A 22,957-nucleotide genomic window follows, 5' to 3' on the forward strand; every position below is an offset into this window, starting at 1 on the left:
ACACCTGTCACCCGGGAGACAAGCAAATCGCGGGCCGACTACCCCGCCGAGGCCTTGTCCGACTTGGAAGGACCAGCTTCCGCGGACTTGGCCATGCGCGCCTTCTTCCTCTCCACCCAGCCTTCCATGTTGACCTGTGGCGTGCGTGACACAGCGAGGCTGCCAGGAGGCACATCTTTCGTCACAGTGGTGCCCGCACCGACATACGCACCGTCCCCGACTTTCACAGGGGCCACCAGCTGCGAGTCGGAGCCGATGAAGACGCCGTTGCCCAGCTCGGTGACGTGCTTGTTCACGCCGTCGTAGTTGCAGGTGATGGTACCGGCCCCCACGTTCACCCCGGAGCCGATCTTCGCGTCGCCCAGGTAGGCCAGGTGGTTGGCCTTGGAGCCGCGGCCGATGCGGGCCTTCTTCGTCTCCACGAAGTTGCCCAGGTGCACCTCCTCGGCGAGGTCTGTCCCGGGGCGCAGCCGGGAGAACGGGCCGAGGATGCAGCGCTCGCCCACCCGCGCCTCCTCCAGCACGGTGTACGGCTTCATGTTCGTCCCGTCGGCCACCGAGGAGGCGTGCAGGACGCAGCCCTGTCCGATGGTGACGTTGCGGCCGACCACGGTGGCCCCCGACAGCGTCACCATGGGGCCAATCTCCGTGTCCGACCCGATGGCCACGCCCTCCTCGATGTAGGTGGTGGCCGGGTCCGTCAGGGTGACGCCGTTGCGCATGTGGCCCTCGTTGATGCGCGTCTGGAGCGCCCGGGCCCGCGCCGCCAGCTCCACACGGTCGTTCACCCCGGCCGTCTCGCCGAAGTCGGCGTCGATGGCGGCCACCGGGCCCTGGGTAGCGGCCATCTCCACCAGGTCCGTCAGGTAGAACTCCCCCTGCGCATTGGTGCTGCGGATGTTGGCCAGCGCCTTCCACAGGAAGGACGACTCCACCAGGTAGAGGCCGGCGTTGCACTCGCGTACCTGGCGCTGCTCGGGGGTGGCGTCCTTGTGCTCGACGATGCGCACCACCTTGCCCATCTCGCGGATGACGCGACCGTAGCCCGTCGGATCCGGCGGCTGGGTGGACACCATCGTCAGCACGCCGCCGCTCTTGTCGTGCGCGGCCACCAGCGCCTCGAGCGTCTCGCGGCGCACCAGCGGCACGTCACCGTAGAGGATGAAGACGCGCCCGTTGAAGTCCTTCAGCGCGCTCTCGGCCGAGCGCACCGCGTCGGCCGTGCCCCGCTGCTCCTTCTGCAGCGCGAAGCGCAGGGGCGCGGTGGGGAAGTGGGCTCGGATGGAGCGCTCCACCTCCTCGGCCTGGTGGCCCACCACCGGCACCACCGGAGAGGCACCCAGTTCCAGGGCCCGGATGAGGGGATAGGCACAGAGGGGTTTGCCGAGGATGGGGTGAAGGACCTTGGCCTTCTCCGACTTCATCCGCGTGCCCTTGCCCGCGCACAACACCACCGCCGCCAAAGGAGCTGTCATGGCGGCGATTACTAGGGACGCGAGCGCGACACGTCAACCGCGGGCCGACGGGCGCGCGGGGCGAGTGCCCTCCGCATGCGCCTTCACGGAAACGGACAACGTGTTGCTCTGCACGGTGATACCGAACGTCGGTTTGAGGAAGACCGTCGTCACCGGGACTTCCGGCGGGGTCGACTGCGTCTTCACTGTCGTCAGGTTGGCGTTCATGTTCCCCCCGGCGTCGCCGAGCGTCTTCCACAGGATGCCCTCTCCCATGGGCCGGTCAAACTGCTGACCGAGCGTGCTGGCGTCCGCCGGACACTTCGTCGCGACGAAACCGTTATGTGGCGATGCCGGGCGTCGGCGGGATACTCCAGAACCCGCACGCTGTGAAGCACGAGTTGCGAGCCCGACATGGAGGCGTTGCACGTGGAGACGGTAAAGATACGGACTCACCAGATGTGGTGGAGCGTGGCACTGGTGGCGCTGCTGGTGGTGGCGTGGCCGGCGTGGGCGGCGAGGCCGTACCGGGGCGGAGCGGTGGCCACGGCACACCCCATGGCGAGCGAGGCCGCGCTGCGGATGCTGCAGAAGGGCGGCAACGCGGTGGACGCGTCGGTGGCGGCGGCCTTCACGCTGGCGGTGGTGGGGCCCTATCACTCGGGGTTGGGCGGTGGCGGCTTCGCGCTGGTGCACGACGCGAAGGCGGGTCAGACGCGGGTGCTGGACTTCCGCGAGGTGGCGCCCAAGGCGGCCACGCGCGACATGTACCTGAAAGACGGCCAGGTGGTGCCGGGGCTGTCCACGGACGGCGCGCTGAGCGTGGCGGTGCCCGGCGCGGTGGCCGGCTACCTGGAACTGCTGGAGAAGCACGGGAAGCTGTCGCGCGCGGTGGTGCTGCAACCCGCAATCGAGGCCGCGCGCAACGGCTTCTGGGTGTCTCCCAAGTACCAGGCGCTGGCCAGCCTGCGGCGCGACTGCCTCCGGCAGGACCCCGAGGCCGCGCGTCTCTTCCTCTCGAAAAACGAGAATGGCGAATTGGACGTGCCGCCCATCGGCCACCTCGTGCGCCAGCCGGAGCTGGCCCGCACGCTGGAGGCGCTCGCGAAGAGTGGCGCCAAGGCCTTCTACTCGGGCCCCCTGGCCCAGGCGATGGTGGACACGGTGAAGGCGGGCGGCGGACTGCTCACGCTGGAGGACCTCAAGGGCTACAAGACGCGCACCCATGAGCCACTGGAGGGCAGCTACCGCGGCCACCGCATCCTCACCATGCCGCCGCCGAGCGCGGGCGGACTGGCGGTGCTGCAGGTGCTCGGCGCGATGGAGCGGCTGCGCCCCAAGGGCGTGGACTACCGCAACCCCGAGGACCTCCACCTCTACACGGAGGCGGTGCGCCGCGTGTACGTGGACCGGGTGAAGTACCTGGGCGACCCGGCCTTCGTGAAGATTCCCATGGAGCGCCTCACCTCCTCCGGCTACGTGGCGGACCTGGCCGGGAGCATCGACCCGAAGAAGGCCACGCCGAGCGCCTCGCTGCTCGCGCCGATGGAGGGCTCCACCGGCTCCACGCTGAAGAACCCGAACGACACCTGGTACGACCCGGCCGCCCCGCAGCCGGAGAAGAAGAACACCACGCACATCTCCGTCATCGACAAGGACGGCAGCGCGGTGGCCCTCACCACCACGGTCAACTACGCCTTCGGCTCGTGCCTCGTCGCCAAGGGCACCGGCGTGCTCCTCAACGACGAGATGGACGACTTCGCCGCGCGGCCCGGCGTGCCCAACGCCTACGGCCTGGTGACGGGCGAGGCCAACTCCATCGCCCCGGGCAAGGTGCCCCTGTCCTCCATGTCCCCCACCCTCGTCTTCACCAGGGAGGACCCGAAGAAGGTGATGCTGGCGGTGGGCAGCCCGGGTGGCTCCACCATCCCCACCACCGTCATCCAGGTCATCGGCAACCTCGTCGACCACGGCATGGACCTGACGCGCGCGGTGGGCGAGGGCCGGCTGCACCACCAGTACCTCCCGGACGAGCTCTGGGTGGACCGCTGGGGCCTGGAGCCCGCCACGCAGGCGGCGCTGGAGGCCAAGGGCCACAAGATTCGCAAGCAGGAGGCCTGGGGTGACGCCGAGGCCGTCTACAGCGACCCCCGGACGAACCTGCGCTACTCGGCGAGCGACCCGCGCAACGAGGGCGCCGGCCTGGGCCAGGACTGACAGAACCGAGAACACCCGTGCCCGAGCCGCTCCTCCATCTCTTCGACGCGCACCTGCACCCCGAGACCCTGAGTGATCAGGACCTCGAGTCCATGCGCTTCTTCGGCGTGGAGCGGGCACTGGTGATGGCCCACCACTTCCCCGAGCCCACGCCCAAGGCGCTGCGCAAGCACTTCGACGACCTGATGTACCGGCAGCTCCCGCGGTTGGAGAAGCTGGGCATCCGCGCCTGGGCGGCGCTGGGGGTGCACCCGCGCTGCATCCCCCGCCGCGGCCTGTCCGAGGTGCTCTCGAGCCTCCCCGAATACTTCCAGGGCGGGCGCGTGGTGGCCCTGGGCGAGACGGGACTGCACGCGGGCGGCATCGAGGAGGAGGAGGCCTTCCTCGAGCAGCTCGCGCTCGCGCGTCAGCTCAAGCTGAAGGTGGTGGTGCACACCCCGGCCCACGACAAGGAGCGCCACACCCGGCGCATCCTCACCCTGCTGCGCGAGTCCGGCGTGCGCCCCTCGCGCGTGCTGGTGGACCACGCCAACGGCCGCACCGTGCGCAACATCCTCGGCTGTGGACACTGGGCGGGATTGACCCTGCACCCCGATGCACTGCGGGCCGAGCGCGCTGTCGCTCTGGTTCGTCGACTCGGCAGTGAACGGTTGGTGCTCAACTCGGATGCCGGCGATGGCGCCGGAGACATCCTCGGGCTCGCGCGCGTGGCCAACCTGCTGGCCAAGGCGAAGCTCTCGGAGCGAGTGGTGAAGCGCGTGGCTTGTGAGAACGCCGCGCGCTTCTACCGGCCTCGCTGACTAGTGAAGCGCGCTGGACTCCTCGGGGTGCAGCGTCAGCCGCTGCGCCGCGTCGTCCAGCCTGGCCTGCACCGGGATGCCCCGGTGCCGGTACTGCGCCAGCGAGTCCGCTACCTCGTCCAGCAACAGCTGATAGCGCTCGTCCAACTCCACGGCGATCAGCATCATCGTCTCGCCCGCATCCTCGACACCCGGGCGGTACACCTGGCAGCGCTGGAACCGCGCCCAGCGGCCATTCGCCATTTTCACAAGCTCGCCGTCGTAAGCCATGCGCAGTCCCCCTTTTCGACGAATCGTCGGGAAGTGGAAGTGAATGGACGCACTGTAAGCACAAATTTTCCGCTCGTCACCCCCCCAGCTGAAAATTCGTGAAAGGCCCCTGATATTGGTCGTTTACCCGACGCTTTCCCTCGTGGCGGCACCTCTTCCCAGCCGAGCGGGATCCATCGTGTAAATTTGCTGAGCTGTTAAGTTGTTGATTTCTAATGCTTTGCGTCGTCTGGATGCGTCAACGGGCCGACACTCGCGCGGAGGACCCGGGAGAGCAGCCGCTCTCGGAGCACCTCTCGGGGGGGGTGAACGACACGGAGAGGGCCCTCGTCGTCGCGGTGGCATGGGGGCACGCCATCCCTTAGATTGACGGGGATGAAGTTGCCCCAGTTGTTCCGCCGCGATCGAACCGTCATCAAGCGCGCGGACGCGCAGGACCAGGCCGAGAAGCTGCTGGCCGAGTCCCTCCGTGTGCTGAGCCAGGTGTGCTCGAAGGTCGCCGACCTCATCGAGACCCAGCGCCTGGAGCGGGCTGGCTACTCGCAGAACACCTATCTGCGGCGGTTGGACGACGCGCCGAAGACGGGCCCGGAGCGCAAGAAGGAGTAGGGCTCCGCCTCGCATGGATCATCCCGACGAGCTCCCCGCCTGCCTGGGCCCCGCCTCCGGCTGGCTGGCGCATGGCAAGTCGCCGCTGCCCCTGCCAGCCCTCGACGACGAGGAGGGAGCGCGGCTGCCCGAGGGGCTGCCACCCGTGGTGGATGCCCATGTGCACCTCTTCCCGGACGCCGTCTTCGAGGCGGTGTGGCGCTGGTTCGACCAGCACGGCTGGCCCATCCGCTACAAGCTGCACACGCCGCGGGTGGTGTCCTTCCTGCTGTCGCGGGGGGTGAGCCGGGTGGTGGCGCTGCACTACGCGCACAAGCCGGGCATGGCGCGCTTCCTCAACACCTACGTGGCCGAGGTGGCCCGGGCCGAGCCGCGCGTGTGGGGGCTGGCCACCGTGCTGCCGGGCGAAGAGGGAGCGGCGGAGATACTGGCCGAGGCCTTCGCGGCGGGACTCAAGGGGGTGAAGCTGCACTGCCACGTGCAGTGCTTCGCCCCGGACGCGCCCGAGCTGCACGAGGTGTACGCCGCCTGCGCGCGGGCCGGGCGGCCGCTGGTGATGCACGCGGGCCGCGAGCCCGCCAGCCCCCAGTACAAGTGCGATGTGCATGCCCTCTGCTCGGCCGAGCGCGTGGAGCGGGTGCTCAGGGACCACCCAACCCTGAAGCTGTGCGTGCCCCACCTGGGGGCGGACGAGTTCGACGCGTACGAGCGGCTGCTGGAGCGCCACGACAACCTCTGGCTGGACACCACCATGGTGCTGGCCGGCTACTTCCCCATCCCCCTCCCCCGCCGTTTGCTGGAGGTGCGCCCCGAACGCATCCTGTACGGCACGGACTTCCCGAACCTGCCCTATGCCTGGGACCGGGAGGTGAAGCAGTTGTTGGCCCTGAAGCTGGGGGACGAGGTGGAGGCGGGCATCCTGGGGCAGAATGCCCTCCAACTTTTCGAAGGGTGTTGAAAAGCGGGCACACCCCTTCCGGAACCGGGAGGGCATTCGCATGTTGCCCCCCATAGAATCTGCCTTCGCTGTTGGAAGACTCTTTCGAGGCCCCGCCATGTCCTACATCCTGGTCGTCGATGACGACGCGAGTCACCGCACGCTCATCTGCGATGCCCTAGAGGAGATGGGCTACCGCACGGAGCAGGCCGCCAACGGGCGCGAGGCCCTGGACACGCTCGAGGGCGACATACCGCAGGCGGTGCTGTTGGACTTGCGGATGCCCGTGATGAGTGGCTGGGGGCTGCTGGACGCGCTCAAGAAGATGCCGAGAGCACGAGGGCTGCCGATCATCATCATCTCGGGCTACGGGTTCGAGTGGGAGGCGGAGCTGGTGGGAGCGGCGGGCTACATCTCCAAGCCGGTGGATCTGGACAAGGTGAGGATGACGGTCCAGCGAATCATCGGCCCGCCGGAAGTGGCCATGGTGCACTGAGCACCACCCCACCCCCTCTCCCTCCGGGAGAGGGACGGGGTGAGGGTATCCGTCCCCCGCCCCGATCCGTGGAACAAAAACCGCGAGTCTCAAGCGAAGACGACGGTCTTGTTCCCGTGCAGCAACACGCGGTCCTCCAGGTGCCAGGCGACGGCGCGCGCGAGCACGTTGCGCTCGACGCGGCGCCCGATGCGGACCAGATCCGCCACGGCATCGCGATGCCCCACCCGATGGACGTCCTGGTCGATGATGGGACCGGCGTCGAGCTCGGCCGTGACGTAATGCGCCGTGGCACCAATCAGCTTCACGCCGCGGGCGTGCGCCTGGGCATACGGGTTGGCGCCGACGAAGGCGGGCAGGAAGCTGTGATGGATGTTGATGATGGGCTTGCCGAAGCGGGTGATGAAATCCGCGCTGAGGATCTGCATGTAGCGGGCGAGGACGATGAGGTCCACGTCATGGGCCCGCATCAGCTCCAGGGCGGAGGCCTCGGCTTGAGCCTTGGTCTCCGAGGTGACGGGGATGTGGTGCAGGGGGACACCGAAGGGGGCGACCACCTCGCGCGCATCCGGGTGGTTGCTCACCACGAGGGGGATGTGGGCGGCCAGCTCGCCCTTCTTCAGCAACCAGAGCAGCTCCTGGAGACAGTGGTCCTGCTTGGAGACGAAGATGGCCATGCGCTTGACGCGCGCGGCGGGGGTGAGCTGCCACTGCATGCCGAAGCGCTCGGCCACCGGCTGGAAGGCGCTCGCCAGCGAGGAGAGGCGTGCCTGGAGCCCGGGGAGGTCGAACTCCAGCCGCATGAAGAAGCGCAGGTCATCGGGCTCGGTGTGCTGATCCGAGTCCACCACGTTGGCGCCCTGCTCGTAGAGGAGCTGGGACACGGCGGCCACGACACCGGGGCGGTCCGCGCAGGTGATGAGGAGCCGGGCGCGATCCACGTCTGTCTGAGAGGAGGAATCCATGAGGTGCTCGAAATTGGGGCCTGGGCTCATCCTACGCCAGAGGCAGCCCCCTCTATAGGAGAGACCTCGGGCAGGAGGGGGATTGTGTAGGGGTGGTGGAGTCGGGTGAGATCCCGCCCTCTCATGTCCGCGATCCCCCCTGAACTGGCCGTCAACGCCCACGGGCTCGTGAAGCGCTTTGGCGACTTCACCGCGCTCAACGGGATGGAGCTCACCATTCCCCGAGGCGCCTTCTACGCCTTCCTCGGCCCCAATGGAGCGGGAAAGTCCACCACCATCGCGCTGCTCACGGGCGTGTACGCGCCGGACGCCGGACGGATTTCCCTGCTGGGAGTGGACGCGGTGGCGAAGCCGCTGGAGGTGAAGCGTCACATCGGCGTGGTGCCCGAGGAGCTGAGCCTCTTCGAGCGGCTGTCCGGGAGGCAGTACCTCACCTTCTGCGGGAGGATGTACGGCCTGTCCGGGGACGAGGCGGCGGCGCGGGCGGCGGAGCTGCTCGAGCTCACGGAGCTGACGTACAAGGCGGGAGCGCTGGTGGCCGAGTACTCCAAGGGCATGCGGAGGCGGCTGGCGATCGCGGCGGCGCTCATCCACGCGCCGGAGCTGGTGCTGCTGGACGAGCCCTTCGAGGGAATCGACGTGCTGGCGGCGGGAGTCATCCGCGAGCTGCTGCGCGAGCTGAGCCGGCGGGGAGTGACCCTGCTGCTCACCACGCACGTGCTGGAGATCGCGGAGCGGCTGGCCACGCACGCGGGCGTCATCCGAGGCGGGAGGATGCTGGACCAGGGGACGGTGCGGGAGCTGATGGAGCGCTACGACGCGCCCTCGTTGGAGTCCGTCTTCGAGAAGCTGATCGCCGTGCCGGCCGCGCGCAACGCGAAGCTGTCCTTCTATGGAGAGGCCCCGCCCGCCGGGGAGGAAAAGCGCCGGGGGGCGGCATGAACCGGGCGGCCGCGCCGGGCTTCTTCCGGCACCTGTGGCTGTTGTGGGGCCTGCGATTGAACATCGGGCTCAACCAGGGGCCGGGGAAGAACCGGCTGATGGCGGTGGGCGCCTTCCTGTTGTCGAGCGCTCCGGCGTGGGGCCTGGGCGTGACGTTCTACGGGCTGATGCGCCTGCCGACCATCGCCCGGAGCGACGTCTGGCCCTTCTTCATCCTCAACCTGCTGTGCTTCGTCACGTCGGCGGTCTGGGTGGCCTGGCCGCTGATGAGCGCGGGCGTGGACGACCATTCGGAGCTGAGCCGCTACGCGCCCTTCCCCATCTCGCCCTTCCGGCTGCTCATCGCCTCCACGGTGGCGAGCCTCTTCGAGCCGCGCGCGTTCGTCTTCTACGCGCCGTTGACGGGGGCGGCGCTCGGCTTCGCCTCGGTGCACCCGGTGCGCGTGAAGTGGTTCGCGGTGGCGCTCTACGTGCTGTTCGCGCTGCTGAACGCGGCGTGGAGCCGGGTGGGGCTGCACCTGGTGCTCAACGTGCTGCGCGAGAAGCACAGCGCGCAGCTCATCGGTGGCGGCTTCCTGGTGTTCCTCACGGCCGCGTCCTTCATCCCGCCCATCGACACCTCGTGGCTGACCACCGCCATGGGCGAGGGGGGCATGGACAAGCTGGACATGGCCATCATCATCGACGCCACCATCGCCCTCGGACGGGTGCCTCCGGGCTTCTTCGGGGACGCGCTGCTGGAGCTCACCTACGGCTACCGGCGCAACGCCCTGGCCAATGGCGTGGGCATGGTCTTCTTCACGCTGCTGGGGCTGGGACTCGCCTACGCGCTGCTGCTGCGCTTCCACCGCAACGTGGGCCGCGGCGGCGCCTCGGCGAAGGCCTCCGGGGACTCCGACCCGTTCGCCCGGACGCGCACCCGGTACACCACGCTGGTGGTGCGCGAGGCGCTGGACCTGTGGCGCAACCCACGCGCGCGGCTGCTCGCGGCGGTGCCCTTCGTGCTGGCCATCCTGCTGAAGCTGACCTCGGGACGGGCCCTCTTCGAGTACCTGCTGGGCGCGAGCGTGGATGCGTGGCTGATGGGCGGCCTGTGCATCTATGGCGCGGTGGTGATGGCGTCCACGTTCTCGCAGAACACGTTCGCCTATGACGGGCACGGGCTGGCCATGCTCATCGCCGCGCCCGTGGAGCTGGGAGACGTGCTGCGGGCGAAGAACCGGGTGCAGGGCCTGGCGGCGGGCGCCATGGCGTTGCTGGTGGGCGTCTTCTACCGGGTGTACTTCGGCAGGGGCTCGGCGCTGGACTTCCTGTGCGCCATGGCGGCCGTGCTGGCCGTCGTCCCCGTGCTGCTCGCGGCGGGCAACTTCCTGTCCCTGTACTTCCCGGTGAAGTTCCACGCGAGCCTCAAGCGCCGGGACAAGCTGCCCCTCACCGCATCCATGCTCGGCATCGGCGCGGCGAGCGTGGGGTGCGCCCCCTTCGTCTGGGCCCTGCGCTTCGCTGGCGAGAGCGGACCCGACGGGCGGACACTGGCGATGATCGCCCTGTGCGCGGCGGTGAATGCCGTGCTGTACCGCGCGCTGCTGCCCCTGGCCCTGCGGCTGCTCGACCAGCGCCGGGAAATCGTGCTGCGCGCGGTCACCCGGGAGTGACAACGCCCCAAGTGCCCTTCTGACCCCCGTGGTAGAAAACCGCCATGCCCATCGCCGAGCTCAACCACCAAGGCATCTATTTCGAGGACTCCGGCGGCTCCGGCCCCGCCCTCATCCTCGGTCACGGCTTCCTCATGGACGGCCGCATGTTCGACGCGCAGGTGCGGGCGCTCGCCCCCGAGTTCCGCGTCATCCGCTGGGACGCTCGTGGCTTCGGCCGCACCCGTTGGGATGGCAAGCCCTTCAACCTCTACGATTCAGCCGCGGACTGCATCGCCCTGCTCGACCACCTCGGCATCCAGCGGGCCGTCGTCGGCGGCATGTCCCAGGGCGGCTACTGCGCCCTGCGCGTCGCGCTCCGCTACCCCGAACGCGTCCGCGCCCTCGTCCTCATGAGCACCCGCGGCACCGTCGATGATGAGCAGACCCGCGCCGGATACCGACAGGTCCGGGACCTGTGGGCCACCCCGGGTGCCGCGGAGAACATCATCCAGAGTATGGCGGGCGGCATCATCGGGGACGAGCGCTTCTACTCTCCCTGGCTCGACCGCTGGCGCCAGGTTCCCAAGAACCACTTCGTCGCCGCCATGAACAACCTCATCGATCGCGATGACATCCGGCCCCGGCTGAACGAGATCCGCTGCCCCGCCATCGTGGTCCACGGGCTCGCCGATACCGGAATTCCTCCGTCCGAGGGCGAGTACCTCCACACGGCCCTCCCGGGCAGCAAGCGCTACGTCTCCGTCCCGGGCGCCGCGCATGCCGCCAACATGACCCACCCCGAGAGCGTCAATCCGGCGCTCGTGGAGTTCCTGCGCGCCCACGCGTGAGCGGGGAGAGGCCCGCCCGCCTACTGCCGCTGGAGTGCGAAGTCGAAGCGGATGACCACCGATTCGCCCACCTTCAAGGTGCCCAGCATCAGGGTGGGCGGGCGCACTCCCCAGTCGGGCATGCGGAGCGTGTACCGGCCCCGTACCCGCAGACCCCCTTCCGGGGTTTGCGTGGCGCGGACATCCAGGTCGATCGGCTTCGTCACGCCGGCCAGCGTCAGCTCGCCGTGGATGTGCAGGGGCACCTGGCCGTCCTTCACCGCCCCCACCTCATAACCACTCATCTGGAAGCGGATGGTGGGGTGCTGCCGCGTCCGCAGGGCGTTGTACATGTGCTCGTTCATCGTCCCGTTGGCGCAGTCGAGCCGCCCGGCGGGAACCTCCAGCACCCCCTCGCGCACGGCCCCCGCCAGCTGTTCGAGCACGAGCGCTCCCCCACCCTCGCCAGGAGTGAGCCGGGCCGTCACCCCTTGCGCCTTGCACGTGAAGTCACGCACCGTGGACGTGCCGTCGATGGCCAGCTCACCACCGGGTTGGAGGACCATGCCGGGCTGCGCGGCGACCGCACCCGCCCAGGCGAGTGTCATCAACAGAGGAACAAGGCGTTTCATGGCTCGACCTTCCTTTCCGTTTCCGGCGGCGGGGGCGGCTGGAGCTCGAGGACCAACTGCCCGGCGACGGGCACCTGGGACTCGATGCGCACCGGTAGCCGGCGTTCATCATCCGTGAGGTACAGGCGCAACACGCCCCGGCCGCCGAAGCGCTTGGGGTCGCGCACCTCCATCTCCACCAACACCGTGGAGAACTCCCCGGCCGGCACGCGCAGCACCTCACGCCGCAGCACGCGCACCACCACCGGGTTGCGCCGCGCATCGAAGTGCCGGTCCAGCCGGGAGACACTCCCGGGAGTGAGCGGCAGCATGCGCAACGCATAGAGAAAGGACAGCTCGTCCAGGGGCTCCGTCGAGGCGCTCCGTCCCCGCTCGTCCCGCCGCGCCCAGCGCTGCTCGTCGGGGAAGATGTCCACCTGCTCCCGCACCGAGTTGAAGGGGACGCGCTCGTCCACCTCATAGCGCAGCGCCGCCATGCGCCGGGCGCTCAACCACGAGCGCGAGTGGTGCCGCACCGGCACGGGCCCCACCTTGGTCTCGAAGTCGAAGCGCAGCAGCACCACCGGCTCTTCGCGCAGCGGCGGGGCGGGCTCCACTCGCAGCCACCCCGTCCCGCTCCGCCCATGCCGGCCCAGCGAGACCTGATAGGCGAGCACCTCGCCTTCCGCGAAGGGGCGCTCCCCGCCAGGCTCCTGGGTTCGAGCCGCTGGCGCCAACCCCAGCAGTCCCACGAGCAGGAGCGCCGCCCGGAGAGGGACGGTGGGGCGGAGGGCATTCCATGGAGGGTGAATGGGGTCGGGCATGGGGCACTCCGCTCGGGTACGCCCACCTTCTCTTCAATCCATATGCCGCGAACGGCGGCGGCCAGGGCACTCCCAGGGGGAGACACGCACGCGTGCCGGGGACGCAAGTCCTGCGCGGGAACCCACCTCCGCGCAGACCGTGCATGTCCCCAGGCCATTCCTCCCTGGGGAGTCGCGTTGGCTCACACCTTGCTCTGACGTCCGCACGTCAAGACAAAGGAAGACATCATGAGAACCACCAACCTCGTAGCAACCCTCGCCGCGATGCTCCTGGGAGCGTCTGGCGTTGCGCACGGCGCGGAAGTCCTCCGGACGGACAACGCGCGGATGGACGTGGGCGGCAGGCTGCAACTCCTGGGCTTCGGCCAGAAGCTCGAGGATGGGCAGCGCAGCGACGAGCGGCTCTACCTGTTCCTCAAGCAGGGTCGGCTCAGCCTCTCGGGCAACGTCGATGCGTGGCGGTACAGGGTGATGATCGCGATGGGTGGCGAGGATGAGATCAAGGCCCCCACGCCGGGAATCTCGCTGGGCCTGCTGGACATGTACGTGGATGTTCCGCTGAGCTTCCTCGGCAACACCTACGTGAGGGTGGGCCAGTTCAAGGTGCCCTACGGCCGTGAGCGGCTCACCGACTCGGGCTCGCTGCTCTTCGCGGACCGCTCCATCCAGAACATGGCCTTCCGCGTGGGCCGGGACGTGGGCGCGGCCTTCTACACCCAGCTGGGCCCCGCGGTGGCGGGCCTCGGCATCTTCACGGGCGGAGGCAGGGACATCCCCGAGCGGTACCTGCCGCAGACGCTCGGCACCCCGATGGTGGTGCTCCGCGCGGGCTTCGACGGCGGGCTCGGCGAGGACGTCTTCGCGACGCGGATGACCCAGGACGTGCCCGACAAGGCTCAGCTGGCCTTCTTCGTCAACGGCCTCTACGTGAAGGACTCGCTGGTGGGCCACTCGACGGTGTTCAACACCAAGCCCGCGGAGAAGTCGCTCCTGCTGAACGGAAACTGGAACCCGTTCGTCGGTCAGGCGCCCTACAACCTGGGCAAGCTGTGGCAGGTCGGTGCCGACATCGCGATGCGCGCTCCCGCGGGCCCGGGCGTCCTCTCGGCGGAGGTGGAGGGCAACTTCGGCGTCTACCAGAATGACTACGGAGACCTGCGCGTCCCGGGCGGCCGGGCCCAGGTGGCGTACCAGTGGAAGCCCGTGGAGGTCGCGCTCCGGTATGCCTTCATCCGGCCAGACGACCGCTTCGCCGTGGGTGAGGCGCCCATCACCGGCACGCGCGCCATCCAGGAGGTGACACCCTCGCTGACCTACAGCTTCAAGGGCTTCAACGCGAAGATCATCATGGACCTGCCCATCCTGCTGGGGACTCCGGTCATCTTCGAGGAGTCGGTGGGCTCGTATCTCCTGCTGGAGCAGCCGGACCAGACGGCGCTGCTGAAGAAGGGCGCGCCCATCTCGAGGCAGAACGTCGTCGAGGGACGGTTGTTGGTCCAGGCGAGCTTCTGACAGCCCCTCGCGGCCGGCCGGGGCCCCGGCTCACTCCCCGGCCCCGCCCGCCTCCTCGTCCTCTTCCGGTCCCTGGCGCCAGTCCGGGGACTGGAGTTGGGAGAGCATCTCCCGGGCCTCGCTGAAGTCGGGAGCCAGGGCCAGCGCCCGCTCGAAGCACTCCAACGCCCGAGCATCCTGCCGCAGGCGCACATGGCACATCCCCTGGTTGAAGTACGTGCCCGGCTCCTCGTCGCACAGCCGCAGCGAGTGCTCGAAGAACGTCAGGGCCTGCTCGGGACGGTCCATCACGTAGAGCAGTATCCCCAGGTGGAAGGCCAGGTCCTCCTCCTCCGCGCCGAGCGGGTAGTCCGTCTCCCACACCTGCTGGATGGCCCAGCACACCTCCTGCCGCAGCGGCTCGTCCGCGGACTCGGCCTGGGCCACCAGCACGGGGAAGATGTCCATCAGCATGCCGGAATCCCAGCCGCTCCATCGCAGGGCCGCCAGGAGCTCCTCCAGCGACATCTCCTCGTAGTGCTTCGCGAGCCGCTTCAGGAGGGTGGAGTAGTCGTCCGGTCCGAACTTCTCGATGGCCTCCTCGTACGCCAGCTCCGTCTCACCATGGCCGTCCGGCGGCTGGCCCAGGAGGAAGGCAGCCACGTGCAGGCTCACGTGGCGGTGGATGGGACGCAGCACCTGACCGTCCCGGCGGCGGAAGTACTGGCCGATGGCGTCGTAGTTCACCATCAGCGAGAAGGCCCCCCCGTGCTTCACCAGGCTCACTCCGGACGAGCGCTCCCGAAGCTCGTCCTCGCTGGCGTGGCCCTTGTCTCCGGAGAGCAGCAGCAGGCGGTCCCCCGCGAGCCGTTGCAGCCGGCGGAGGCACCGCAGCGCGCTGGAGGGGAACAGGAACGTCGTGTCGTCCAGCCGCTCCTGGTAGTCCGCCAGGATGCGGTCCAGCTCCACGTCCCCATAACAGGCGCCCTCCGCCGGGTGGTCCTCGAAGGACACCACGGCTCGCTCCAGGAGGTCCGGCGCGGCCAGCTCCGGCTCGGGCCGCGGGGAGGCGACGGAGACGAGGCACTCGTGGAGGACGCCGTCGTGCAGGGAGAAGGCGTCCTGCGGAATGCTGTCGAAGAAGTAGTTGGCCACCAACGCCAGCGGATTGGCCACCGTCCCCGGCGCCAGGACGATGCCGGAGTGGCGGAGCTCGAGCTGCTCGTCGCGCTCGGCATCGAAGCGGGCGATGTCCAGCAGTCCCTCCTCCAGGAAGGGCTGGAGGCGTGGATGGGACAGCCAGAACTCGAGGTTGCGCTCCGGCAGGTCCGTCATCACGTACCGGAAGGCCACGTCCCTCAGCTGGGAGCGAGCGCGCAGCTGCCGGAAGGCCTCCAGGAAGTGGAAGGCGAAGCGCCCCGCGCCGGCTCCGAGCTCGATGAGGTAGAAGGGCTGGCCCGGGTCCGGCGCCAGGAGCCGGCCGCCCTCTCCCCGAGCGCCCCCGCACCAGTCCCGCATCCAGCCGAGCACCACCTGCGCATAGGCCCGGCCGATGACGGGATTGCTGGTGATGAAGTTCGGAACGAGGCCCTGACGCCAGGCCTCGATGCCCTGGTGCTCGAAGAAGGCCCGCTGACATCCCCAGAGCAGGGAACGCGACAGGCGCTGATTGCGCTCGAGGACGAACTGGGGCGGGTGGGGTTCGGTGGCCATCTTGGCTAGGGCGGTGTCCCAACGTCCCACCGGAGGTGGGGAGCGTCAAGCGAACGCCAGGGGCGGAGGGGGGCACGACGCACTTGACGATCGAGCATCGGGCACCTAACTCCCCCCCGCATGAAAATGAACAACGTGTTGTGGCTGGTGGGAGCGGTGGGACTCCTCGGTTGTGGTGACTCGACCCTCGCCGGCATCACGGGCAAGCAGGTCGACGCGGTGAGCGTCGCGGCCGACAACACCTGCGACGCCTACGAGCGCTGCGGGGAGATCGGCAGCGGCAAGGATTTCACCAACCGCGACGAGTGCATCACGAACCGCAAGTCGTTCTGGAACGATCGGTGGTCGATGGCCGACTGTGACGGGATGATCAACGGAGACAAGCTCCAGTTCTGCCTGGACGCCATCAACTCGACCTCGTGTACCGACATCTTCGACAAGGCCGACACCATCTACACGAAGTGCGCGAAGTCCGACGTCTGCAGCGGCAAGCAGTAGCACCGGGCTCGAGTCGCACCACACGGTCGTGGGGGCCCCGGCTCCACTGGAACTGGCCGAGGCCCCTGTGCTTTCCTTTCCGGATGGAAAGACCCACCCCGCTCTCCCGCGCGTGGCGCACCGCCGCGCTGCTCTCCAGTCTCTGCTTCGGCCCCCTGGCATCCGCCCAGAGCGCGACTCCCCCGGAGAAGATCGTCGGCTGGTACGGCTTCGAGGTGACGGCCGATCATGAAGTGAAGTGCCGGAAGATGACCCAGGCCGACTCGAAGACCTTCAAGGATTGCCAGACCACCAGCAGCGGGGTCTTCGAGTGCCGCGTCGACGACGAGAAAGCCTTCTGGGTCTACAAGAAGAAGAAGGCCTGCGACCAGGCGCTGAAGGCCTGGAGCTCGGATGAGTTCCAGGGATGAGCGGCGTACGCGATGAGTTCGAGGCGTGGCGGCAACGCAGGTTGGCCGAGCTGACGGAGGAGCGGAACGAGCTCACCGGCCAGCGCGAGCACCTCGATGCGAGGAAACGCCCCGCCCTTCCCACGGGACCTGCCGGCGAGGAGATCGCCCGGACCCTGGGGGAATTCCTCCAGCGGAACCGGTGCGAGGAAGGCACACTGGAGATGACCCGCATCGAGAACGGGGAGACCGAGCAGTTCGACTCGCTCGTGTATGCCACGGGAGCCAATGGCCAGCCCGAGAGCTTCTTCCAGTTCCGATTCGAGCCGTTCGCCACCCTCGCGGAGAAGCTCCTTCAGCAGTACCCGGGGAACGGCGTGCTCACCGTCCGGGTGGACCTGATCGCGCGGACTTCCTCGGTGACCCTGATGGGCGCGGCGGAGGTCAAGAGCCTGCGGGAGCTGGAGCAGCTGGAGAATGCCACGAGGCAGGTGGACGCGCGGCTGGCCTATTTTCGTAACGTGGCGCCGAGTGACGAGCCCTTCGGCCCCGAGCTGGCCTGGAGCGTGGCGAGGAGGTTGAAGACGGGTGCGTCGCTCGGATTCAGCCACCGCGACTACTGCGGCATGGGCCTGTACAAGGACGAGGATGAGAGCTTCGTCTACGCCTCGCTGTGGGACGGGTTCGGCGGCCAGGAGGTGCGGCGGTTCGAGGACGAGGAACACCTCGCCCGATGGCTCGCCCAGCAGAGCGACCTCTCACTCTCCAATTACGGCGATGACTTCGCCTTCTTGAACCAGACCCTCAATCGCAAGCGCCTGGAGGAGTTCGTCAACACCTGAAGCGACCGGCACGCCCGTCGCACCCGCTCAGTGGACGATGAAGTCGAACCGCTCGATCGCGGCCTTGAGCTCGTCCTCGGTCGTGCCCGAGCGCTTTGCCTCGGCGGGCGCGTAGAATGTCGTCGCCACTACCGAGGGAACCTCCTTGTAATCGCCCTCCAACGTGACCGGACGAAAACTTCCTGGCCACTCCACGCTCGTGAGCTCGTGGCCTCTGCCGATGGGATCGAGGATGGTGAAGCAGGGCCAACGCGGCAATCGCAACGTCCGCATGTCGCAATTGTGGAAGCGGCACAGGTCCAGGCGGGCCTCGGAGAAGTCACAGTCCTCCACATGGCCGTGCTCGCCCCCAGAGGTGTACCCGGGAAAGGACCCGAAGTCGCAACCCAGCATGCGCCCCTTGAAGCGGCAGCCCTCTAGCGACGCGCTTACCCAGTCCCGATGGTTCCTCAGCTCCTGCTTGAGGTCGATGGTGCAGTCGATGAAGCGCGCTTCTCGGATGATCAACCGACTCGCCGGCACGCGAACAACGACCGCGCACCGCCGAAGCGTGAGGTTTGGCCCGAGATAGATGAGACGGTCTTTTTCGGCGATCAGCTCCAGCCGCTCGCCATCGAGCTCTCGATCCTTGTGGATGATGTTGCCGAGCCACATCTCCGCGCTCCTCAGAAGAAGATCATCCGGTAGAGCTCGCCGGCCATCCGCCGCCCATGCACCGCGAAATTCTCCGCCGTCCCGGAGAGCACCTCGTACTTCTGCCCTCCCGGTGCTGGGTCTACCACGTCCACTCCTCTGCCATTCCACATGAGGTGCTCGAACTCACGTTTGAGCCGTGCGTGCACCCATCGCCCACGCGCCAGCGCCTCCATGCCCGCCTCGCGCAGCTCGGCGAACGTAGTGGCCTCGTGCGCCCGGTGCGCCATGCGGGCCCACCCGTCCACGAGCCCCCACACCGTGTCCACCCCCAGCCAGGCCACGAGCAGAATCGACAGCCCCGCGGCCGCTGCTTTCGTACTCGGCTCGGGCACCAGCCAGAGCGCGAGATACAGGCCAGCAGCCCACACCAGAGAGGAGAGCACCGCCCTGGGGCTCAGCTCCCGCCCCAGGGCCTGCCTCGTCTCATCCAATACGGTGCCGAAGGCCAGGGCGAGCGCCAGCGTGCGCCGGTCGTCCGTGCGCAGATAAGGCCCGTCATCGAAGAGGCCCAGGCAGTCACCGCCTCCGTGACCCTCGCACCAACTCAGGTACCTGGCGCGGAGTGCCGCCTCCGCCTCGGGGACAAGAGGGCCCTTGTCGTCCAGGGGCACCAGACTGAGGACACGGTCGCGGTACACCTCGGCGAGCAGTTCCTCCTCCGGCATGGCCTGGAACAGCCACTGCGCGGCCTCCCGGGGCGTCCCCTCCACCCGTAGCCGACCGGCGAGTTGCCACATCGCCCGCTGAAACTCCGCCCTCGTGACGGCTACCTCCCGGGTGGAACCTCCGGGCGCGAGCACGTCCAACTCGACGACAATCACTGGCTCGAGCGGAGAGGCTCCCGGTCGGATCACCTGCTCCCTCTGCACCACCGGTGTCGCTCGTGGCCGGTAACCGCTCACCCCAACCGAGTCCCCCCCGGGAGCGCGCGTGGCACACGCGGCATGGAGGAAGAGGACAATCAGAAACAGAGCCCTCGACCCCGCCCACTGCGGAGGACCCCGTGAACCATCTCGCCGTGTGCCCTCGCCCACCTCCTCGTCAGGACAGCTGCTGTTCCTCGCCATGGGAGGCGCCTCTACCGCACCCGTTCGATCTGGTACTTGCGTCCCTTGATCCGGCCCTCGCGCAGCCGCTGGAGTGCCACGCGCGCGATGCTCCTGGCGACGGCGACGTAGGCGTGATGATCGTGGATCTCGATCTTCCCGATGTCCGAGGCCTTCAGCCCGCCAGCCTCTCCCGTCAAGGCTCCGAGGATGTCTCCCGGCCTCATCTTGTCCTTGCGTCCGGCGGAGATGAAGAGCGTCTCCCAGGCCGCCTCCAACGACACGCCGCTCGCCGGGGGCTGCGCCTCCACGCTCGCGCGCTCCATCTTCACTCCCGTGGCGAGCTCGATGCTCTCGACCTTGCGCTCGTCTCGCGGCGTGGTGATGGAGATGGCCAGGCCCCTTCTTCCCGCGCGCCCCGTACGGCCGATGCGGTGCACGTAGGGCTCGGGCTGTGAGGGCAGATCGAAGTTGATGACCGCATCGAGCGCCTCGACGTCGATGCCTCGGCCCGCCACATCCGTCGCGATGAGCACCCGGGCGCTGTGATTGCGGAACTTCGCCATGACGTCATCGCGCGCCATCTGCTCCATGTCCCCCTGGAGACCGTCCGCCCCCACCCCCGCCTCCACCAGTGCCCGCGTCAGCTCGACGACCGTCGCCTTGAGGTTGCAGAACACGATGGCCGAGGTCGGCTGGTACTGCCGCAGGATTCTCAGCAGGAGCGCCGTCTTCTCCTCGGGCTCGCACGTGTAGCGCAGCTGTTGGATGTCCGGAGCCGCCTCGGCCTCCGCGACCGTCACGCGCACCGGCTCCTTCTGGAAGGCACGGCTCAGCGCCTCGATGTCCGGGGGAAACGTGGCCGAGAAGAGCACCGTCTGCCGCGTCGGCGGAGTCTCCCCCAAGATGCGCTCCATGTCCTCCCGGAAGCCCATGTCGAGCATCCGATCGGCCTCGTCGAGCACCACCGTGGCGAGCTGACGCGTCTCGAGTGCCTCCCGCTGCAGCAGGTCCAGGATGCGCCCCGGCGTCCCGACGGCGATGTGGGCGCCCTTTTCCAGCGCGTTCACCTGGGGCCGGACAGGTTGGCCCCCCGCGAGCACGAGCACCTGGAGTCCCGGCAATCTCCGGCCCAACCGGCGGAACTCTCCGGCCACCTGGGCACAGAGCTCCCGCGTCGGACAGAGCACGAGTGCCTGAAGCCTCCGCCGCTGCAGCTGGATCCTCCGCAGAATCGGAAGCGCGAAGGCCGCCGTCTTCCCGCTCCCCGTCTTCGCCTGGCCTACGAGATCCCGACCCTGCAACAACACCGGAATGCTCTGGGCCTGGATGGGCGTCGCGGTCCGGAAATCCAGTTCCTCGAGGACCTGCAACAGCGGCGGTGAGAGGGCGAGCTCGGAAAAGTTCATCGGGGCCTCGAGGGAGCGGAGGCCCTTGTAGCAGCCTTCGCAACCCGAGTCCGCGCTATACCCTCACCCCGTCCCTCTCCCAGAGGGAGAGGGGTGTTGGCCCCTCAGTAGGACAGGCCGTACTTCGCCGCCTTCTCCTTCACTCCCTTCATCACGTTCGCGTCGAAGGAGTCCTCCTTCTCCGCCACGTTCTTCGCCCTCCAGGCGTCCCGCTCCGCCGCCAGCTTCGTCGCCTTCTCCTCCAGCGACTTCTTCTCCTCCGCCAGCTGCTTCACCTTCGCCTCTCGCCCCTTCGCGTCCAGCCCCTTCAGCTCCTGCGGCAGCTCGTCGTCCTTCACGCTCGCCAGTGCCTCCGGTTGTGACGCCAGGTCCACCGCTCCTCCCACCGCCACCGGCGCGCTGCTCACCGCCGCCGCCGCCGCTGGCGCCCTCCCCGCCCCCCGCGTCGTCTTCAGGAACTGGATGCGCTCGGCCGCCGCTTCCGGCGCCAGCTCCGCCATCTGCTCCGCTCGCGCCTGGTTCGCCAGCTGCGCCTCCTTCTTCCCCGCATACAGCGTCTTGCGCGCCAGCTCCGCGTTCACCTTCGCCAGCTCCGCGTCGTACGGCGTCGCCACCGCCACCATCCCTCCCGACTGCTCCAGCGATTCGTACCTCCCGTCCGTCAGCTTCGCCGCCAGCTTCCAGCTCCTCTCCGTCTCCGTGTCCGCGCCACAGCGCACCGTGTTCACCACGATGTGCTTCTCCGCCGCCCTCTTCGCCCAGTGGTTGAAGTTCCAGTCGTCATGGCGATCCGCTGGCGGCGCGTCCCCCACCAGGAAGATGAGCTTCATCGTCTCCCGGCTCTGGTCCCACGACAGCTTCGACACCGCCTCGCCCAGGCCTCGCCCCACGTGCTCCGGCGTGTCCCCTCCCCCATCCGCCTGCAGCTTGCGCAGGTGCGTGAAGATGCCGTCCAGGTCCTCCGTCAGGTCGTACCGCCTCGTCACGTACTCGTCCCCCACGTCCCGGTACGCCACCAGCCCCACCCTCACCTGCGGCGTCGGCTTGCCCTGGGCGATCCGCGACGCGATGGAGAAGATCTTCTGCTTCGCTCCCTCGATGAGCCCTCCCATCGAGCCCGTCGTGTCCAGCACGAAGACCACGTCGATCCTCGGCCGCGCCTGCTTCTGCTGGGACGGGGGCTGCTGCTGTGCCTGGGGCTGCTGGGCCGGTGCGCCCTGGCCCTGGGCGGGCTTCTGGGGGGCCTCGGCGAGGGCCAGGGGAGACGCGAACGTGAACAGGGCCAGCGCGGCCCCGAGAACGGGGCGCGAGAAGGGCTTCAGGGTCATGGCAGGGGCTCCGGGGAGAGGAAAACCGGGTTGAAATTCCAGCGCGCGCTCGCTGATGGAACGGACGAGCCGCCCGTTGGGTCTACGCCTCCGGTTGCACCTCGTGCTCCCCCAGGGTGGCGGCTACGCGAAGCCGCTCACCGCCACCCTGGAGGCCCAACCACGTGGGCACCTACAAGAGGGCCCTGTCCGTCTTCCAGTGACTCACGCCAGGTCGAACAGCAGCGCCTCGAGCGGCTCGGAGGCGCTGAGCACCAGGCGCGACTCCTCGGACACGGCCACTCCATCCCCGGCCTTCAGCTCCACGCCGTTGAGCGTGCCCTTGCCCCTCGCCACCTGCAGCCACGCATGCCGGCCCGGGGCCAGCGCGTACTCCGTCTGCTCGCCCTTGCCCAGGAGCGTGCTGTACAGCCGCAGATCCTGGTGCACCTTCAGCGCGCCATCCGTCCCCTCCGGAGACACCACCAGCCGGAAGCGGCCCTGGCGCTCCTTCTCCGTGAAGGCCTTCTGCTCGTAGCTCGGCGTCAGGCCCTTGCGCTCGGGGAGGATCCAGATCTGCAGGAAGTGCAGCTCCTCGCCGCTCTTGTTCATCTCGCTGTGCAGCACGCCGGTGCCCGCCGTCATGCGCTGCACCTCACCCGCGCGCAGCACCCCGAGCGTGCCCATGCTGTCCCGGTGCTCGATCTGCCCCGAGAGCACGTAGGTGACGATCTCCATGTCCCGGTGCGGGTGCGTGCCGAAACCGCTGCGCGGCGCCACCCTGTCCTCGTTGATGACGCGCAGGGCGCGGAAGCCCATCTGGTCCGGGTCGTAGTAGTCCGCGAACGAGAAGGTGTGGTGGCTGTCCAGCCAACCGTGGTTCGCATGTCCGCGCGCTTCAGAGGGTCGAACGATCATCATGGGGTACTCCTGTTCTCCAATTTCCTTCGATGCACGAGAGCCCGGAAGCGATTCGC

23 protein-coding genes and 1 pseudogene are annotated in these 22,957 nt (G+C 68.5%); 12 read left to right on the plus strand and 12 right to left on the minus strand.

The window, feature by feature from the left end; all coding sequences use genetic code 11:
* Nucleotides 1-38: 38 nt before the first annotated feature.
* Both glmU and JRI60_RS40980 read right to left on the minus strand, forming a co-directional pair.
* A complete protein-coding gene (gene glmU / locus JRI60_RS40975) occupies nucleotides 39-1,484 on the minus strand; it encodes a bifunctional UDP-N-acetylglucosamine diphosphorylase/glucosamine-1-phosphate N-acetyltransferase GlmU (protein WP_430384419.1) in 1,446 nt (481 codons plus the stop codon).
* A 24-nt stretch (nucleotides 1,485-1,508) separates the two neighbouring features.
* Nucleotides 1,509-1,730 (minus strand): hypothetical protein, encoded by a 222-nt coding sequence (locus JRI60_RS40980; RefSeq protein WP_204221462.1) that lies wholly within the window; start codon nucleotides 1,728-1,730, stop codon nucleotides 1,509-1,511.
* Between the two features lie 183 nt (nucleotides 1,731-1,913).
* Between JRI60_RS40980 and ggt the strand changes: the two genes are divergently transcribed.
* Together ggt and JRI60_RS40990 are read left to right on the plus strand one after the other, a co-directional pair.
* Nucleotides 1,914-3,671: a gamma-glutamyltransferase gene (ggt, locus tag JRI60_RS40985; RefSeq protein WP_239470022.1), complete on the plus strand. Its 1,758-nt coding sequence runs from the start codon at nucleotides 1,914-1,916 to the stop codon at nucleotides 3,669-3,671.
* A 17-nt stretch (nucleotides 3,672-3,688) separates the two neighbouring features.
* The gene (locus JRI60_RS40990; RefSeq protein WP_204221466.1) at nucleotides 3,689-4,471 is read left to right on the plus strand and encodes a TatD family hydrolase; all 783 of its coding nucleotides are present in this window, start codon (nucleotides 3,689-3,691) and stop codon (nucleotides 4,469-4,471) included.
* On the opposite strand, the gene JRI60_RS40995 is transcribed toward JRI60_RS40990, so the two are convergent.
* Nucleotides 4,472-4,741, minus strand: a complete 270-nt coding sequence (locus JRI60_RS40995; RefSeq protein ID WP_204221467.1) for a hypothetical protein — start codon at nucleotides 4,739-4,741, stop codon at nucleotides 4,472-4,474. It abuts the gene before it with no gap.
* Between the two features lie 375 nt (nucleotides 4,742-5,116).
* Between JRI60_RS40995 and JRI60_RS41000 the strand changes: the two genes are divergently transcribed.
* From JRI60_RS41000 to JRI60_RS41010, 3 genes are all read left to right on the plus strand, one after another.
* On the plus strand, nucleotides 5,117-5,350 hold the full coding sequence (locus tag JRI60_RS41000; RefSeq protein ID WP_204221469.1) for a hypothetical protein: 234 nt from the start codon (nucleotides 5,117-5,119) through the stop codon (nucleotides 5,348-5,350).
* Between the two features lie 13 nt (nucleotides 5,351-5,363).
* Nucleotides 5,364-6,308 carry an amidohydrolase family protein gene (locus tag JRI60_RS41005; protein ID WP_204221471.1) on the plus strand — a complete coding sequence of 315 codons (945 nt, stop codon included), beginning with the start codon at nucleotides 5,364-5,366 and terminating at the stop codon, nucleotides 6,306-6,308.
* Between the two features lie 97 nt (nucleotides 6,309-6,405).
* The gene (locus JRI60_RS41010) at nucleotides 6,406-6,783 is read left to right on the plus strand and encodes a response regulator (RefSeq protein WP_204221473.1); all 378 of its coding nucleotides are present in this window, start codon (nucleotides 6,406-6,408) and stop codon (nucleotides 6,781-6,783) included.
* Between the two features lie 89 nt (nucleotides 6,784-6,872).
* Here the strand turns inward: JRI60_RS41010 and purU are convergent, their stop codons facing one another.
* On the minus strand, nucleotides 6,873-7,748 hold the full coding sequence (gene purU, locus JRI60_RS41015) for a formyltetrahydrofolate deformylase (RefSeq protein WP_204221475.1): 876 nt from the start codon (nucleotides 7,746-7,748) through the stop codon (nucleotides 6,873-6,875).
* A 123-nt stretch (nucleotides 7,749-7,871) separates the two neighbouring features.
* Between purU and JRI60_RS41020 the strand changes: the two genes are divergently transcribed.
* From JRI60_RS41020 to JRI60_RS41030, 3 genes are read left to right on the plus strand one after another with little or no spacing between them, the layout of a single operon-like run.
* Nucleotides 7,872-8,690: an ABC transporter ATP-binding protein gene (locus tag JRI60_RS41020; protein WP_204221477.1), complete on the plus strand. Its 819-nt coding sequence runs from the start codon at nucleotides 7,872-7,874 to the stop codon at nucleotides 8,688-8,690.
* Nucleotides 8,687-10,345, plus strand: a complete 1,659-nt coding sequence (locus tag JRI60_RS41025; RefSeq protein WP_204221478.1) for a hypothetical protein — start codon at nucleotides 8,687-8,689, stop codon at nucleotides 10,343-10,345. The genes JRI60_RS41020 and JRI60_RS41025 overlap by 4 nt, the downstream gene beginning before the upstream one ends.
* A gap of 44 nt (nucleotides 10,346-10,389) precedes the next feature.
* Nucleotides 10,390-11,175 (plus strand): alpha/beta fold hydrolase, encoded by a 786-nt coding sequence (locus JRI60_RS41030; RefSeq protein WP_204221480.1) that lies wholly within the window; start codon nucleotides 10,390-10,392, stop codon nucleotides 11,173-11,175.
* 20 nt (nucleotides 11,176-11,195) lie between these two features.
* On the opposite strand, the gene JRI60_RS41035 is transcribed toward JRI60_RS41030, so the two are convergent.
* Nucleotides 11,196-11,786, minus strand: a complete 591-nt coding sequence (locus tag JRI60_RS41035) for a YceI family protein (RefSeq protein ID WP_204221481.1) — start codon at nucleotides 11,784-11,786, stop codon at nucleotides 11,196-11,198.
* Nucleotides 11,783-12,589 carry a DUF3108 domain-containing protein gene (locus JRI60_RS41040; RefSeq protein WP_204221483.1) on the minus strand — a complete coding sequence of 269 codons (807 nt, stop codon included), beginning with the start codon at nucleotides 12,587-12,589 and terminating at the stop codon, nucleotides 11,783-11,785. Before JRI60_RS41040 ends, JRI60_RS41035 begins: the two co-directional genes overlap by 4 nt.
* Before the next feature lie 228 nt (nucleotides 12,590-12,817).
* On the opposite strand from JRI60_RS41040, the gene JRI60_RS41045 reads away from it, so the two are divergent.
* Nucleotides 12,818-14,101 (plus strand): porin, encoded by a 1,284-nt coding sequence (locus tag JRI60_RS41045; protein ID WP_204221484.1) that lies wholly within the window; start codon nucleotides 12,818-12,820, stop codon nucleotides 14,099-14,101.
* 30 nt (nucleotides 14,102-14,131) lie between these two features.
* On the opposite strand, the gene JRI60_RS41050 is transcribed toward JRI60_RS41045, so the two are convergent.
* A complete protein-coding gene (locus tag JRI60_RS41050) occupies nucleotides 14,132-15,793 on the minus strand; it encodes an SAM-dependent methyltransferase (RefSeq protein ID WP_204221486.1) in 1,662 nt (553 codons plus the stop codon).
* A gap of 120 nt (nucleotides 15,794-15,913) precedes the next feature.
* Between JRI60_RS41050 and JRI60_RS41055 the strand changes: the two genes are divergently transcribed.
* From JRI60_RS41055 to JRI60_RS41065, 3 genes are all read left to right on the plus strand, one after another.
* Nucleotides 15,914-16,291, plus strand: a complete 378-nt coding sequence (locus JRI60_RS41055; protein WP_239470023.1) for a DUF6184 family natural product biosynthesis lipoprotein — start codon at nucleotides 15,914-15,916, stop codon at nucleotides 16,289-16,291.
* A gap of 83 nt (nucleotides 16,292-16,374) precedes the next feature.
* Nucleotides 16,375-16,701: a hypothetical protein gene (locus JRI60_RS41060; RefSeq protein WP_204221488.1), complete on the plus strand. Its 327-nt coding sequence runs from the start codon at nucleotides 16,375-16,377 to the stop codon at nucleotides 16,699-16,701.
* Nucleotides 16,698-17,522 carry a hypothetical protein gene (locus tag JRI60_RS41065; RefSeq protein ID WP_204221489.1) on the plus strand — a complete coding sequence of 275 codons (825 nt, stop codon included), beginning with the start codon at nucleotides 16,698-16,700 and terminating at the stop codon, nucleotides 17,520-17,522. The genes JRI60_RS41060 and JRI60_RS41065 overlap by 4 nt, the downstream gene beginning before the upstream one ends.
* A 27-nt stretch (nucleotides 17,523-17,549) precedes the next feature.
* Here JRI60_RS41065 and JRI60_RS41070 read toward each other — a convergent pair whose 3' ends face one another.
* The 5 genes and pseudogenes from JRI60_RS41070 to JRI60_RS41090 all read right to left on the minus strand — a co-directional run bounded on the left by JRI60_RS41070 (nucleotide 17,550) and on the right by JRI60_RS41090 (nucleotide 22,901).
* Nucleotides 17,550-18,176, minus strand: a complete 627-nt coding sequence (locus tag JRI60_RS41070) for a hypothetical protein (protein ID WP_204221490.1) — start codon at nucleotides 18,174-18,176, stop codon at nucleotides 17,550-17,552.
* Nucleotides 18,177-18,385: 209 nt separating this feature from the next.
* Nucleotides 18,386-19,285: pseudogene (gene sitA5, locus JRI60_RS41075) on the minus strand (SitA5 family polymorphic toxin); the annotation flags it as partial.
* An 11-nt stretch (nucleotides 19,286-19,296) separates the two neighbouring features.
* Nucleotides 19,297-20,673, minus strand: a complete 1,377-nt coding sequence (dbpA, locus tag JRI60_RS41080; protein ID WP_204221491.1) for an ATP-dependent RNA helicase DbpA — start codon at nucleotides 20,671-20,673, stop codon at nucleotides 19,297-19,299.
* A 104-nt stretch (nucleotides 20,674-20,777) separates the two neighbouring features.
* On the minus strand, nucleotides 20,778-22,001 hold the full coding sequence (locus tag JRI60_RS41085) for a vWA domain-containing protein (protein WP_204221492.1): 1,224 nt from the start codon (nucleotides 21,999-22,001) through the stop codon (nucleotides 20,778-20,780).
* 204 nt (nucleotides 22,002-22,205) lie between these two features.
* Entirely contained in the window at nucleotides 22,206-22,901 is a 696-nt protein-coding gene (locus tag JRI60_RS41090; RefSeq protein ID WP_204221493.1) for a pirin family protein, read from the minus strand.
* Nucleotides 22,902-22,957: the final 56 nt, after the last annotated feature.

Origin of the sequence: Archangium violaceum (assembly GCF_016887565.1) — a bacterium.
Classification (GTDB): Bacteria; Myxococcota; Myxococcia; order Myxococcales; family Myxococcaceae; genus Archangium; species Archangium violaceum_B.